The organism is Tissierella pigra (assembly GCF_018917845.1).
Lineage (GTDB): Bacteria > Bacillota > Clostridia > Tissierellales > Tissierellaceae > Tissierella > Tissierella pigra.
In genome coordinates this window covers 897,001-911,894 of record NZ_JAHLPJ010000001.1, presented here as the reverse complement: position 1 = coordinate 911,894, position 14,894 = coordinate 897,001, and the positions used below count along the sequence as shown (strand labels likewise).

General features: G+C 34.8%; 11 protein-coding genes and 1 other annotated feature. All 11 genes read right to left on the bottom strand.

All coding sequences use genetic code 11. From position 1 onward, the window contains the following. Positions 1–16 precede the first annotated feature (16 nt). The 11 genes from rpsJ to rplA all read right to left on the bottom strand — a co-directional run bounded on the left by rpsJ (position 17) and on the right by rplA (position 14,859). Complete coding sequence (gene rpsJ, locus KQI41_RS04420) at positions 17–334, bottom strand: 30S ribosomal protein S10 (protein ID WP_072976851.1); 318 nt, start codon at positions 332–334, stop codon at positions 17–19. 336 nt (positions 335–670) lie between these two features. Further along, complete coding sequence (gene tuf / locus KQI41_RS04415; RefSeq protein ID WP_216584918.1) at positions 671–1,864, bottom strand: elongation factor Tu; 1,194 nt, start codon at positions 1,862–1,864, stop codon at positions 671–673. Between the two features lie 25 nt (positions 1,865–1,889). After that, positions 1,890–3,959, bottom strand: a complete 2,070-nt coding sequence (fusA, locus tag KQI41_RS04410) for an elongation factor G (RefSeq protein ID WP_216584923.1) — start codon at positions 3,957–3,959, stop codon at positions 1,890–1,892. A 72-nt stretch (positions 3,960–4,031) separates the two neighbouring features. Next, positions 4,032–4,502, bottom strand: a complete 471-nt coding sequence (rpsG, locus tag KQI41_RS04405) for a 30S ribosomal protein S7 (protein WP_216584922.1) — start codon at positions 4,500–4,502, stop codon at positions 4,032–4,034. A gap of 124 nt (positions 4,503–4,626) precedes the next feature. After that, positions 4,627–5,046 carry a 30S ribosomal protein S12 gene (gene rpsL / locus KQI41_RS04400; RefSeq protein ID WP_154442946.1) on the bottom strand — a complete coding sequence of 140 codons (420 nt, stop codon included), beginning with the start codon at positions 5,044–5,046 and terminating at the stop codon, positions 4,627–4,629. A 26-nt stretch (positions 5,047–5,072) separates the two neighbouring features. After that, positions 5,073–5,315 carry a ribosomal L7Ae/L30e/S12e/Gadd45 family protein gene (locus tag KQI41_RS04395; RefSeq protein WP_154442947.1) on the bottom strand — a complete coding sequence of 81 codons (243 nt, stop codon included), beginning with the start codon at positions 5,313–5,315 and terminating at the stop codon, positions 5,073–5,075. 110 nt (positions 5,316–5,425) lie between these two features. Further along, complete coding sequence (rpoC, locus tag KQI41_RS04390; protein WP_195838060.1) at positions 5,426–9,004, bottom strand: DNA-directed RNA polymerase subunit beta'; 3,579 nt, start codon at positions 9,002–9,004, stop codon at positions 5,426–5,428. Between the two features lie 31 nt (positions 9,005–9,035). After that, the gene (gene rpoB / locus KQI41_RS04385; RefSeq protein ID WP_154442949.1) at positions 9,036–12,785 is read right to left on the bottom strand and encodes a DNA-directed RNA polymerase subunit beta; all 3,750 of its coding nucleotides are present in this window, start codon (positions 12,783–12,785) and stop codon (positions 9,036–9,038) included. Positions 12,786–13,026: 241 nt separating this feature from the next. Then, the gene (rplL, locus tag KQI41_RS04380; RefSeq protein WP_154442950.1) at positions 13,027–13,413 is read right to left on the bottom strand and encodes a 50S ribosomal protein L7/L12; all 387 of its coding nucleotides are present in this window, start codon (positions 13,411–13,413) and stop codon (positions 13,027–13,029) included. Between the two features lie 33 nt (positions 13,414–13,446). Next, entirely contained in the window at positions 13,447–13,974 is a 528-nt protein-coding gene (rplJ, locus tag KQI41_RS04375) for a 50S ribosomal protein L10 (RefSeq protein WP_216584921.1), read from the bottom strand. A gap of 16 nt (positions 13,975–13,990) precedes the next feature. After that, positions 13,991–14,123 (bottom strand) — a sequence feature (ribosomal protein L10 leader region). Positions 14,124–14,160: 37 nt separating this feature from the next. Next, positions 14,161–14,859: a 50S ribosomal protein L1 gene (rplA, locus tag KQI41_RS04370; protein ID WP_154442951.1), complete on the bottom strand. Its 699-nt coding sequence runs from the start codon at positions 14,857–14,859 to the stop codon at positions 14,161–14,163. Positions 14,860–14,894 lie beyond the last annotated feature (35 nt).

Here is a 14,894-nt window from a genome sequence, read left to right as displayed (position 1 = left end):
GTAATCATATAAACAATTATGATCTTATTTCAATATCTACCCCTGCAGGTAAATTTAATTTCATAAGTGAGTCTACAGTTTTTTGATTTGGATTTAAGATATCGATCAATCTCTTATGAGTTCTTTGCTCGAATTGCTCTCTAGAATCCTTGTACTTATGAACAGCTCTTAATATTGTTATTATTTCTTTTTCAGTTGGTAGCGGTACTGGACCTGATACAGTAGCACCTGTTCTTTTAGCAGTTTCAACTATTCTTTGAGCTGATGCATCTAAAAGTTCATGATCATAAGCTTTTAATCTAATTCTTATTTTTTGTTTACCATTGTTTGACATTTAATTCCCTCCTTTTATCGCATGCTGTTTTTTTACATGCGACGTGGGGTTGCCGATACACACTTCCGGGTGTGTTGTTATTTTTTTTTAACTTTTTCACCCATGACAACTCCAGTCGCCCGATTTTTAACCGGACATTCTCAGCAAAAATTCCCTGCTTTTAACAGCCACCTTTTGCATCATCGCAATGTCTTAATTTGAACACTAATACATTTTATAACATGATTAATAAAAACTCAAGCCTTTTTTTCAAAATATCTTAGTTTTTTTGTTTTTTTACATATTTATATATTTAGCAGGGGCTTAAAATTTTATAACCCCTGCTAAATCTAAAAATTATGCAAGAACTTTAGTTACAACTCCTGAACCTACTGTTCTTCCGCCTTCACGAATTGAGAATCTTAGTCCTTCTTCTATTGCTATTGGAGTAATTAATTCTATTGTGAATTTTGCATTATCTCCTGGCATTACCATTTCTACGCCTTCTTCTAATTTGATATCGCCTGTTACGTCTGTTGTTCTGAAATAGAATTGTGGTCTATATCCGTTGAAGAATGGAGTATGTCTTCCACCCTCTTCTTTTGATAATACATATACTTCTGATTCAAATTTTAAGTGTGGGTTTATTGATTTTGGCTTTGCTAATACTTGACCTCTTTCGATTTCGTTTCTTTGAACTCCTCTTAATAAGGCTCCTATATTATCTCCTGCTTGGGCTTCATCTAGTAGTTTTCTAAACATTTCTACTCCTGTTACTACTACTGTTCTTGCTTCTTCTGCTAATCCAACGATTTCTACGTTGTCTCCTGTTTTTACGATTCCTCTTTCTACTCTTCCTGTTGCTACTGTTCCTCTTCCCGTTATTGAGAATACGTCCTCTACTGGCATTAGGAATGGTTTGTCTGTATCTCTTTCTGGTTGTGGAACATATGCGTCTACTTCTTCCATTAGTTTAACTATTTTGTCTCCCCATGGTCCGTCTGGCTCTTCTATTGCTTTTAATGCTGAACCTACTACGATTGGTGTTCCATCTCCATCAAAGTCATATTCTGATAATAATTCTCTTACTTCCATTTCTACTAATTCGATTAACTCTTCGTCATCTACCATATCTTGTTTGTTTAAGAATACTACTATCTTTGGTACTCCTACGTTTCTTGATAATAGGATATGCTCTCTTGTTTGTGGCATTGGACCATCTGCTGCTGATACTACTAAGATTGCTCCATCCATTTGTGCTGCTCCTGTTATCATGTTCTTAACGTAGTCAGCGTGACCTGGGCAGTCTACGTGTGCATAGTGACGATTTGCTGTTTCATATTCTACGTGTGATGTAGATATTGTGATTCCTCTTTCTCTCTCTTCTGGTGCTTTATCTATGTTGTCATAGCTTATTGCTTCTCCTGAACCAAATCTTTTGTTTAATACCATTGTTATAGCTGCTGTTAATGTTGTCTTACCATGGTCTACGTGTCCTATTGTTCCTATGTTTACGTGGGGTTTAGTTCTTTCAAATTTTGCTTTTGCCATTTCGGTATTCCTCCTTAATTATAGATTATTTTTTACCTGTAACTTTTTCTGCAATACTATTTGGCACTGATTCATAATGGTCAAACTGCATAGAATATAATCCTCTACCTTGAGTATTTGAACGAAGGTCAGTCGCATAACCAAACATTTCTGATAGTGGTACAAATGATCTAATTATCTGAACACCATTTGTAGGCTCCATTCCTTCTATTCTACCTCTTCTGGAGTTTATATCTCCTATAACATCACCCATATACTCTTCTGGCACAGTTACTTCAACTTTCATCATCGGCTCAAGTAATGTTGGTTTTGCTTTAGAAATTGCATCTCTAACACCCATAGAACCAGCTATTTTAAATGCCATCTCTGAAGAGTCTACTTCGTGATATGATCCATCATAAACAGTAACTTTTATATCTAATACTGGATAACCACCAATAACACCTGATTCTAAGGCTTCTTGAATTCCATTGTCTATAGCATTCATATACTCTTTAGGAATTGCTCCTCCAACTACAGCGTTTACAAATTCATAACCTTTACCTGGTTCTTGTGGTTCAACTCTTAATTTAACATGACCGTATTGTCCACGACCACCTGACTGTCTTACATATTTAGAATCTGCTTCAGCAGAAGCTTGAATAGATTCTTTATATGCTACCTGTGGACTACCTACGTTTGCTTCAACTTTGAATTCTCTTAAAAGTCTATCAACAATTATTTCTAGGTGAAGTTCACCCATTCCAGCAATTATTGTTTGACCTGTCTCTTCATCAGTATAAGTTTTAAATGTAGGGTCTTCTTCAGCTAATTTCGCTAAAGCAGCAGCCATTTTGTCTTGAGATGCTTTTGTCTTTGGCTCTATAGCAACGTGAATAACCGGTTCAGGGAATTCCATAGTTTCTAACACTATTGGATTTTCATCACTTGATAAAGTGTCACCTGTACTTGTATCCTTTAAACCAACTGCAGCCGCTATATCTCCTGCAAAAACTTCATCCACTTCTTCTCTTTTATTAGCATGCATAAGTAGAATTCTACCTATTCTTTCTTTTTTGCCTTTAGAAGTATTTTTTACATAACTACCTGATTTTAAACTACCAGAATACACTCTAAAGTATGCAAGTTTTCCTACGAAAGGATCTGATACTATTTTAAACGCTAATGCTGAGAATGGTTCGTTATCTGACGCCAGTCTCTCTTCTTCTTCTTCAGTGTCTAGATTCATACCTTTTACTGCTGGTATATCTACTGGAGAAGGTAGATAGTCTATTACAGCATCTAGTAGAGGCTGAACCCCTCTGTTTTTATATGAAGAACCACATAAAACTGGTGTCATACCTACGCTAATTGTAGCTTTTCTGATACCTCTCATGATTTCTTCAACAGTTAATTCTTCTCCATCTAAATACTTCATCATTAACTCTTCATCGTGTTCTGCTATATTTTCAAGCATTTTTTCTCTATATTCATTAGCTAAATCCACCATATCTGATGGTATTTCTCTTATTTCAAGTTTCTCACCTAGGTCATCTAAATAAACCCTAGCATTCATATTAACTAAGTCAACTACTCCTAGAAAGTCATCTTCTTTTCCAATTGGTAATTGTATAGGTACTGGATTGGCTTTAAGTCTTTCTCTAATCATATCTACTGCTCTATAAAAGTCAGCTCCAAGAATATCCATTTTGTTAACAAATGCTAATCTAGGTACTTGATATTTATCAGCCTGTCTCCAAACCGTTTCAGATTGAGGTTCAACTCCACCTTTGGCGCAGAATACAGATACTGCTCCATCAAGGATACGTAGAGATCTTTCTACTTCTACAGTAAAATCCACGTGTCCTGGTGTGTCAATAACGTTAATCCTATGCTCTCTCCACATACAAGTTGTTGCAGCAGATGTAATTGTGATTCCTCTTTCTTGCTCCTGCTCCATCCAGTCCATTTGGGCTCCACCCTCATGGGTCTCTCCTACTTTGTGTATCTTACCAGTGTAAAATAAAATTCTCTCTGTGGTGGTTGTTTTTCCTGCATCAATATGGGCCATTATGCCGATGTTTCTAGTTTTTTCCAATGAAATTTGTCTTGGCACAATTTTTCCTCCTTCTTCTTGATTGTTGGTCCCCCTCCACACATTAACAACGATATACTACTTAAATATATATTACCATCTATAGTGTGCGAAAGCTTTATTAGCTTCAGCCATCTTGTGTGTATCTTCTCTTTTCTTAACGCTTGAGCCCATTCCATTGGAAGCGTCTAAGATTTCTTTTGCTAATTTTTCAACCATAGTTTTTTCTCCTCTTTTTCTTGAATAGTCTACTAACCATCTAAGACCAAGAGTTTCTCTTCTTTCTGTTCTTACTTCTATTGGTACTTGATAAGTTGCTCCACCAATACGTCTTGCCTTTACTTCTAGTACTGGCATTATATTGTTCATAGCTTTATAGAATACCTCTAATGGATCTTCATTTGACTTTTCAGCTATATAATCAAACGCTCCATATACTATGTTTTGAGCAATTCCTTTTTTACCATCTAACATGATTCCATTGATTAATTTAGTTACTACCATATCGTTATAAATCGGATCTGGCATAACCTCTCTTTTTGGTATATGTCCTTTTCTTGGCACTTTACTTCCCTCCTTAACTATATAAAGTTGATTCATTGGTACTCGGTAATTTAAAATTACCGTCGTGCGCCAAAATGCATCTATATTATATATAAACGGATTTAATCCTGCATTTTAAGCACTATTATTTTTTTACCTTTGGCTTCTTAGCACCATACTTAGATCTGCTTTGCATTCTTTTGTCAACGCCAGAAGCATCTAAGGTACCTCTAACAATGTGATATCTAACTCCTGGAAGGTCTTTAACTCTTCCACCTCTAATTAGAACAACACTATGCTCTTGTAGGTTATGTCCAATTCCCGGAATATATGCTGCAACCTCTTCACCATTAGTAAGTCTTACCCTTGCAACCTTTCTCAAAGCTGAGTTTGGTTTCTTAGGTGTAACTGTTCTAACAGCAACACATACCCCTCTTTTTTGTGGTGAATTAACTTCTGTCTCCTTTTTTCTAAGAGTATTTAAGTTTACTCCTAAAGCTGGAGATTTTGATTTGTAAAGAACTTTCTCTCTACCTTTTTTAATTAATTGGTTAATAGTTGGCATCAAGGCACCTCCTTCTATTTTGTATGTTATTTTAATAATGCAGCAGTTGCTGCACTAACATCAATGCCACAGGCATCGCCTAACTTTTTCATATTATCCACAAGGATAAGTTCAATGTGTTTGACAATGCAAATTTCTTTTATCTCGTCTGTAACCTTATTCTCTGCATCCTTTGCAATAAAAACTACTTCAATTTCATAAGAGTTTAAAGCCCTTTTTACTTGCTTAGCACCAACAACTTTTTTGTCGGTATTAAGTTTTGATAGCATAAAATCGTCTCCTCCTTTAAACATCTTAAAGATTATGTGGATATTAAACCCACATAATCTTTATGTCATCCAGAGCATTTTCTAAGTTTACACACTAATACATTTTACCATCAGTTATTTTCACTGTCAACATTTAATTCTTCTAAAATTTGAATATTTTCATCTCCAGAAATTTCTATATTTCTATATCTTTTCATTCCTGTTCCTGCTGGAATCAGTTTTCCAATGATAACATTCTCTTTTAATCCTAGAAGGAAATCTTCTTTTCCTTCTATTGCAGCTTGTGTTAGAACCCTTGTAGTCTCTTGGAATGAAGCTGCTGATAAGAATGAGTCTGTAGCCAATGAGGCCTTTGTAATACCTAGTAAAGTCTTTTTACCTTCTGCTGGTTCTAATCCTTCTTGAATAGCTTTTAGATTATTTGCTTCAAAATCATGAGCCCCAACTAAAGAACCTGGCAACATATTAGTATCTCCCGCTTCTTCAACTTTTACCTTAGATAACATTTGTCTAACTATTACTTCAATATGTTTATCATTAATATCTACACCTTGTAGTCTATAAACTCTTTGAACTTCTTTAACTAAATAATTTTGTACCCCTTGCACTCCTTTGATTTTAAGAATATCATGAGGGTTTACAGAACCATCTGTTAGTTCATCACCAGCTTCAACTATATCTCCTGGCCTCACTTTTAATCTAGAGCCATAAACTATATTATAGTTCATTGATTCTCCATTTGAAGAAGTAATTATAACTTCTTTCTTTCTCTTACTTTCTTCTATGCTAACGACTCCGGCATTTTCAGAAATTACAGCAAGACCCTTAGGCTTTCTTGCCTCAAATAGCTCCTCAACCCTAGGTAAACCTTGAGTAATATCTGCTCCAGCAACTCCACCTGTATGGAAAGTACGCATTGTAAGCTGTGTTCCTGGCTCACCAATTGATTGAGCTGCAATAATTCCAACTGCTTCTCCTATATTTACTTCATCTCCAGTGGCTAAGTTTCTACCATAACAGTGACCACAAACTCCATATTTAGCTTGACAGCCTAAAACGGAACGTACCTTAACTTCTGTTATTCCAAGATTTTGAATCTCTTCTGCTTTACTGTTTGAGATTATTTCATTTTCTTTAACCAAGACTTCTCCAGTTTCAGGATGTAATATATCTTCAAAGGCATATCTTCCTTCAATTCTATCATGTAACTCTTCAATTACTTCTCTTCCATCAGTAAAAGGTTTAACTAATAAATACTCATCAGTACCACAGTCAACTTCTCTTACTATAACATCTTGACTTACGTCAACTAATCTTCTAGTTAAGTATCCAGAGTCAGCAGTTCTAAGAGCAGTATCCGCTAGTCCCTTTCTAGAACCGTGGGTAGAAATAAAGAATTCAAGTACGTCTAATCCCTCTCTAAAGTTAGCCTTTATAGGAATTTCTATGGTTCTACCAGATGCAGATGCCATAAGCCCCCTCATACCTGCTAACTGTCTAATCTGGTTTACACTACCTCTTGCTCCAGATAGAGACATTATATAGATATTGTTCATTGGGTCTAGACCGTCCATCAATATACTAGTTAAATCATCTGTAGCTTTATTCCAAATTTCAATAACCTTTTCATATCTTTCCTCATCTGATATTAAACCTCTACGATATGATCTTTCAAACTTATCAACTTCTTCTTGGGCTTTCTTTAATAATTCTCCCTTTGAGTCAGGAATAATTATATCGTTCATAGAAATAGATATAGCCCCTAAAGTTGAATAATGGAATCCTGTTTCTTTAATATGATCTAGTACCGTTGCAGTAACTGCATTACCATGTTTTGCAAAACATTTCTCTATAATAGTTCCTAAAGCTTTTTTATTTACTAACATATCCACTTCTAAAGAGTATTTATCTTTAGTTCTATCAACAAATCCTAAATCTTGAGGAAGATGTTCATTTAATATAAATCTACCTACTGTAGACTCAACTAATTGACCTTTATCATCTTCATTAAGTCTCATTCTAACCTTTACTCTTGCATGCAGACCTACAGAGCCATTGTAATAAGCATGAAGCATTTCGTCATAATCTTTGAATATCATTCCTTCCCCTGGTTCTCCAGGAGATTCAACTGATAGATAATAAGCTCCTAAAACCATATCCTGTGTTGGAGTAGTTATTGGTTTACCATCTTTCGGTGCAAGAATATTATTTGTAGATAGCATTAGAAGTCTTGCTTCCGCTTGTGCCTCAGTAGATAAAGGTACGTGAACTGCCATTTGGTCACCATCAAAGTCAGCATTATATGCTGTACATACTAATGGATGTAGTTTTATAGCCTTACCTTCAACTAATACAGGCTCAAAAGCCTGAATTCCTAGTCTATGAAGAGTTGGAGCTCTATTTAGAAGTACTGGATGGTCTTTTATTACTGAATCTAATACATCCCATACCTGCGGTTTTACTCTTTCAACCATTCTCTTGGCAGATTTAATATTGTGAGCATGACCCTCTTCTACTAATTTCTTCATTACAAATGGCTTAAATAGTTCTAAAGCCATTTTCTTTGGTATACCACATTGATAGAATTTAAGGTCAGGACCTACTACTATTACAGAACGTCCAGAATAATCTACTCTCTTACCTAGTAAGTTTTGTCTAAATCTACCTTGCTTACCTTTAAGCATATCTGATAAAGATTTTAAAGGTCTATTACCTGGTCCTGTTACTGGTCTTCCTCTACGTCCATTGTCTATAAGAGCATCTACTGCCTCTTGAAGCATTCTCTTTTCATTTCTAACAATAATATCTGGTGCTCCCAAATCTAGAAGTCTTTTTAATCTATTATTTCTGTTAATAACTCTTCTATATAAGTCATTTAAGTCAGATGTAGCAAATCTACCACCATCTAATTGTACCATAGGTCTTAAATCTGGTGGTATTACTGGAACAACATCTAAAATCATCCATTCAGGTCTATTTCCTGATTGTCTAAAAGCTTCTACTACTTCAAGTCTTCTAGTTATTCTTATTTTCTTCTGTCCTGAAGCATCTTTTAGCTGTTGTCTTAATTCCTTGCCTTCCTTATCTAAATCTATCTTTGCCAATAAAGCTTTTACAGCTTCTGCACCCATCATTGCTTTGAATTTATTTCCGTATTTGTCATAAGCTTCCCTATATTCAGTTTCTGTTAAAAGTTGTTTTTCATATAGAGAAGTATCTCCACCATCTATAACAACGTAGGAGGCAAAGTATAATATTTTCTCAAGAGATCTTGGGGACATATCTAATAAGAGTCCCATTCTGCTAGGAATACCTTTAAAATACCATATATGAGATACTGGAGCAGCCAACTCAATATGACCTAATCTTTCTCTACGAACTTTAGATTTTGTTACTTCTACTCCACATCTATCACAAACTACACCTTTATATCTTACTCTTTTATACTTACCACAATGGCACTCCCAGTCCTTTTGTGGTCCAAATATCTTTTCACAAAATAGTCCTTCCTTCTCAGGCTTTAATGTTCTATAGTTTATTGTCTCAGGTTTTTTTACTTCTCCTTTAGACCATTGTCTAATTTTCTCTGGTGAAGCTAGCCCAATTTTAATTGAATCAAATGTATTGAATTCAAACAAGGAGCATTCTCTCCTTTCTATAATAAAATTATATAAGAATGTTAATTTCATATTGTCCCCGGGCATAAGCCCGAGGAATTAATTAAAAATCATCATATTCTTCATATTCTTCATCTTCGTCAATATCCAAATCAATATCTAAATCTGTTTCTTCACTATCTTCTTCTAGGATAAATCCAGTAGGCAAATCATCTTCTTCTGATTTTACCTCCTCTTCATCCTCATCTTCATATTCTCTTTCTTCATTGTTTGAGAATACTTTTTCTCCAGTTAACTCTTCACCTATATTCTCTAAATCTGAAAATTCATCATCTGCAGATTCTTGAATTTCTATTTCCTGATTTTCCTCAGTTAAAATCTTAATATCTAATGATAAACTTTGAAGTTCTTTTATTAGAACCTTAAAGGATTCAGGAATACCTGGCTCCGGTATATTTTCTCCCTTTACAATGGCCTCATAGGTTTTAACCCTACCTACAATATCGTCAGATTTAACTGTCAATATCTCTTGTAATGTATGAGCAGCTCCATATGCTTCAAGTGCCCAAACCTCCATCTCTCCAAATCTTTGTCCACCAAATTGTGCTTTACCACCTAATGGCTGTTGAGTAACTAGAGAGTATGGACCAGTAGACCTAGCATGAATCTTATCATCAACAAGGTGATGAAGTTTTAACATATACATGTATCCTACAGTTACTGGATTATTGAAAGCCTCTCCAGTTCTGCCGTCTCTTAAATATATTTTTCCAGTTTCTGGGTAGTTTGCATCTCTCAATGCTTGAATAATATCTTCTTCATTGGCTCCATCAAATACTGGTGTAGCAACATGCCACCCCAATTTCTTAGCCGCAAGCCCTAAGTGGACTTCTAAAACCTGACCCAAGTTCATACGAGATGGTACTCCTAGAGGATTTAAAACTATTTCGACTGGTGTACCATCTGGTAAGTAAGGCATATCTTCTTCTGGCATTATTCTAGATACTACCCCTTTGTTACCATGACGTCCACACATTTTGTCTCCAACGTTTATCTTTCTCTTAGTTGCTATATATACACGGATCATTTGATTAACTCCTGGTGGAAGTTCATCTCCGTTTTCTCTAGAGAATATCTTTACATCCACTATAATACCAGCTTCACCGTGAGGAACACGTAAGGAAGTATCTCTTACTTCTCTAGCCTTTTCACCAAATATAGCACGAAGTAATCTTTCCTCAGCAGTTAATTCAGTTTCTCCCTTAGGAGTCACTTTTCCAACTAAAATATCTCCTGGCTTTACCTCTGCACCTATTCTTATGATGCCTCTATCATCTAGATCCTTTAACATATCATCTCCCACATTAGGAATGTCTCTAGTTATTTCTTCAGGCCCTAGCTTAGTGTCTCTTGCTTCTGATTCGTATTCTTCAATATGAACAGATGTTAAAACATCGTCCATTACTAATTTTTCATTTATTAAAATAGCATCCTCATAGTTATAACCTTCCCATGTCATGAAAGCGATTAATATGTTTTTACCTAAAGCTATTTCACCTAAATTTGTACTTGGTCCATCTGCTATTACCTGACCTTTAACAACCTTTTCTCCTTCTTCAACAATAGGTCTTTGGTTAATGGTTGTTCCTTGGTTAGATCTTTTAAATTTCAGCAGCTTATACTTCTCTACCTTATTATCTTCATCTTTTCTTACTAATATTTCAGATGCGCTTACTTTCAATACTACTCCTGAATTATGTGCCAATACTACTGTTCCAGAATCTTTTGCAGCCTTATATTCTATTCCAGTTCCAATAATAGGAGACTCTGTTTTTAGAAGTGGTACAGCTTGCCTCTGCATGTTAGCTCCCATTAGTGCTCTGTTGGCATCATCATTCTCCAAGAATGGTATCATGGCAGTACCTACTGATACAAGTTGTTTAGGAGAAACATCCATATAATCAACTTCTTCAATTGGGAATATATCTATTACTCCATTTTTTCCCCTTGCTACAACTCTCGCACTTTCAAATCTTCCATCTTCTGTAAGCTTCTCATTAGACTGAGCTATGATAAACTCGTCTTCCACATCCGCAGTTAAATAATCAATTACACCTGTTACTCTGCCCTCACCTTTTTGGATTTTCCTATAAGGAGATTCTATAAATCCATATTCATTAATAGTAGCATAAGTAGTTAGTGATGTTATAAGCCCTATATTAGGTCCCTCAGGAGTCTCTATAGGACACATTCTACCATAGTGAGAGTGGTGAACGTCTCTTACTTCAAATCCTGCTCTGTCACGACTAAGTCCGCCAGGTCCTAAGGCTGACATTCTTCTTTTATGTGTTAATTCTGCAAGTGGATTGGTTTGATCCATGAATTGAGATAACTGGCTACTACCAAAGAATTCTTTAATTGAAGCAACAACAGGTCTTATATTTATAAGATCTTGAGGAGTAGCCACATCAATATCTTGTATTGTCATTCTTTCTCTAACTACTCTCTCCATACGAGCTAGACCTATTCTAAATTGATTCTGCAATAATTCTCCTACAGACCTTAATCTTCTATTTCCAAGGTGGTCTATATCATCAGTTCCACCTATACCATAGAACAAATTGAATTCATAATTTACAGATGCAATTATATCGTCTATGATTATATGCTTAGGTGACAATTCTTTTACTCTTTCACCTATAGCAACTTTTAATTCTTCTTGGTCTTCATAGGTATCTATTAATTCCTTCATAAGAGGATAGTATACCTTTTCTTTAAGTCCAAATTCTTCTATTGAGAAAGGTAAATCAAAAGCTTTATAATCCACAAAATTATTTCCTAAGACTCTTATGGTTTTTCCATCTTCTAATAATATATCAACTACATTTATACCACTATTTTCAATTTCTATAGCTTGATCTCTAGTGATCTTATCTCCTTGTGACACCAAAATCTCACCAGTCTCAAGGTTATGAATATCATTAGCAGCTCTTTTACCATATATCCTATTATATAAAGCTAATTTTTTATTGAACTTATACCTTCCTACCCTAGCTAAATCATATCTCTTAGGATCAAAGAACAAGTTGTTAATAAGAGTTCTAGCACTATCCACAGTAGGTGGCTCTCCAGGTCTAAGTCTCTTATATATTTCTAATAATGCCTCTTCTTCATTAGTAGTACTGTCCTTTTCCAAGGTATTTAACAATTGTTCGGTTTCACCAAGTACCTCTATGATTTCAGAGTTACTTTGTAACTTCAATGCTCTCAATAAAATTGTAATAGGTACTTTTCTTGTTCTATCCACTCTAACATATACTATATCGTTAGAGTCCGCTTCATATTCTAGCCAAGCTCCCCTATTAGGTATTAGTGTAGAAGAATACAATCTTTTCCCTGTCTTGTCTATTTCCTCTACAAAATAAACACCAGGAGATCTAACTAACTGGCTAACAACAACTCTTTCAGCACCATTAATAATAAAGGTACCCTTATCAGTCATTAAAGGTAAATCACCCATAAATACTTCTTGTTCTTTTACCTCACCAGTTTCTTTGTTAATAAGTCTTACCTTCACTTTTAGCGGTGCCGAGTAATTAGCATCTCTTTCTCTAGCCTCATCTTCTTCATACTTAATATTTTCTCCAATATGATAGTCAACAAATTCAAGTATTAAGTTTCCAGTATAATCTTGAATTGGGGAAATATCTTCAAAGACCTCCCTTAGCCCTTCATTTACAAACCATTGGTAAGAAAATTTCTGTACCTCAATTAGATCAGGCAAATCTAATACTTCGTCAATGCGTGAATAACTCATTCTAACACGCTTTCCATAAGTTACAGGATGTACCATTAAAATTCACCCCTTATTAAACTAAAATATCCAAAAGCATTAAATACTTTTGGTAAATCTTTTTCAAAACAAATATATTATAATATTGTCAATTAATTGTAATTTTATACAATAGACAATATTTTTCTCTATTAGCATTTAGATATATTACCATAATATAGCTCTTATGTCAAGGCATTTCTTATGTATAAATGTAAAAAAGGCTTTCTTTAAATTTGAAAGCCTTTTTTATTAACTATAATTATTTTACTTCTACTTGTGCTCCAACTTCTTCTAATTTAGCTTTAATATCATCAGCTTCTTCTTTTGAAGCACCTTCTTTAATTGGCTTTGGAGCTCCATCTACTAATTCTTTAGCTTCTTTTAATCCTAAACCAGTTATTTCTCTAACAACTTTGATAACTTTGATTTTTTCTGCACCAGCTGATGCTAAGATAACATCAAATTCTGATTTTGCTTCTGCTGCTGGAGCTGCTGCTCCGCCTGCCGCTGGAGCTGCTGCCACTGCCATTGGTGCAGATGCACTTACTCCAAATTCTTCTTCTAATGCTTTAACTAAATCCGCTAATTCTAATACAGTTAAATTTTTAACTTCTTCGATTAAATTTAATACTTTTTCACTTGCCATTTTTATATATCCCTCCACAGTAATTTTATTTTTTTAGGCTTGTTGCTTTTCTTGAATAGCATTTAAAACAATTGCAAGGCTTCTAATTGTACCTTGAAGTACATTAGCAAATCCTTGAATTGGTGCATTAAATCCTCCAAGTACTTGTGCAATAAGTACTTCTCTTGGTGGAAGATCTGCTAAATCTTTTACACCATTAACGTCTATTATTTTACCATCTACAACACCAGCTTTTATTTCAAGTTTATCATGCTCTTTAGCAAAATCAGCTGTAATTTTAGCTGCTTGAACTGGATCATCATATCCAAAAGCAATAGCGCTTGGTCCTTTTAAAAACTCATCGAATTCTTCAAGACCTGAATCTTTAAAAGCAAATCTCATCATAGTGTTCTTATAAACTTTATACTCAACACCAGCTTTTCTGTATCTACTTCTTAATTCAGTTAATTGTTCAACATTAAGTCCTCTATAATCAACTAATACAACAGATTGAGCTTTGCTAATCTTTCCTTTAATCTCTTCTACATTTTGGCTTTTAGCTTGAAGGGTTTGTTCCTTCACTGAATTCACCTCCCATAGGACAATAAATAAAGGTCCCTCCGTAGACACAGAGAGACCCTAATTTCAATTTTATAATTAGTTCGTTCTCACCTCGGTAGGAGTTTAAACCCTTGGGTACCTACTGTCTACGGCATCTATTTAATTAACATAAAAATTATATCATTTTACAATTATATTGTCAATAGATTAATCCATTAATTTTTGTCCATTTATTTTAATTCCAGGACCCATTGTACTGGATATAGCAACTGATTTTAAATATCTTCCTTTAGCAGCAGCAGGTTTTGCTTTAATTATAGCATCCATAACTGCATTGAAGTTTTCTGTTAGTTTTTCTGCACCAAATGATACTTTTCCTATAGGTACATTTATAATACTAGCTTTATCAACTCTATATTCAACTTTTCCTGCTTTAATTTCATCGATAGCTTTTGCTACTTCAAAAGTTACAGTTCCAGACTTTGGATTCGGCATTAATCCTTTTGGTCCAAGGATCCTACCTATTCTACCAACAAGTCCCATCATATCTGGTGTCGCAACTACTACATCAAAGTCCATCCAGCCTTCATTTTGAATTCTAGCAACTAATTCTTCTCCACCTACATATTCAGCTCCAGCTTCTTCAGCTTCTTTTATTTTATCGCCTTTTGCAATAACAAGTACAGTTTTACTTTTACCTGTACCGTGTGGTAATACTACAGCACCTCTTACTTGTTGATCAGCGTGTCTTGGATCTACTCCTAGTCTTACTGATAAATCTATAGTTTCATCAAATTTAGCTTTTGCTGTTTTTTGTACTAATTCAATAGCAGCATCTACATCATAAAGAGTAGTTCTATCTACTAATTTCATACTTTCTGTATAATTTTTACCTCTTTTTGGCATAACTTTACCTCCTTGTGGTTATAACGGAATTTCCT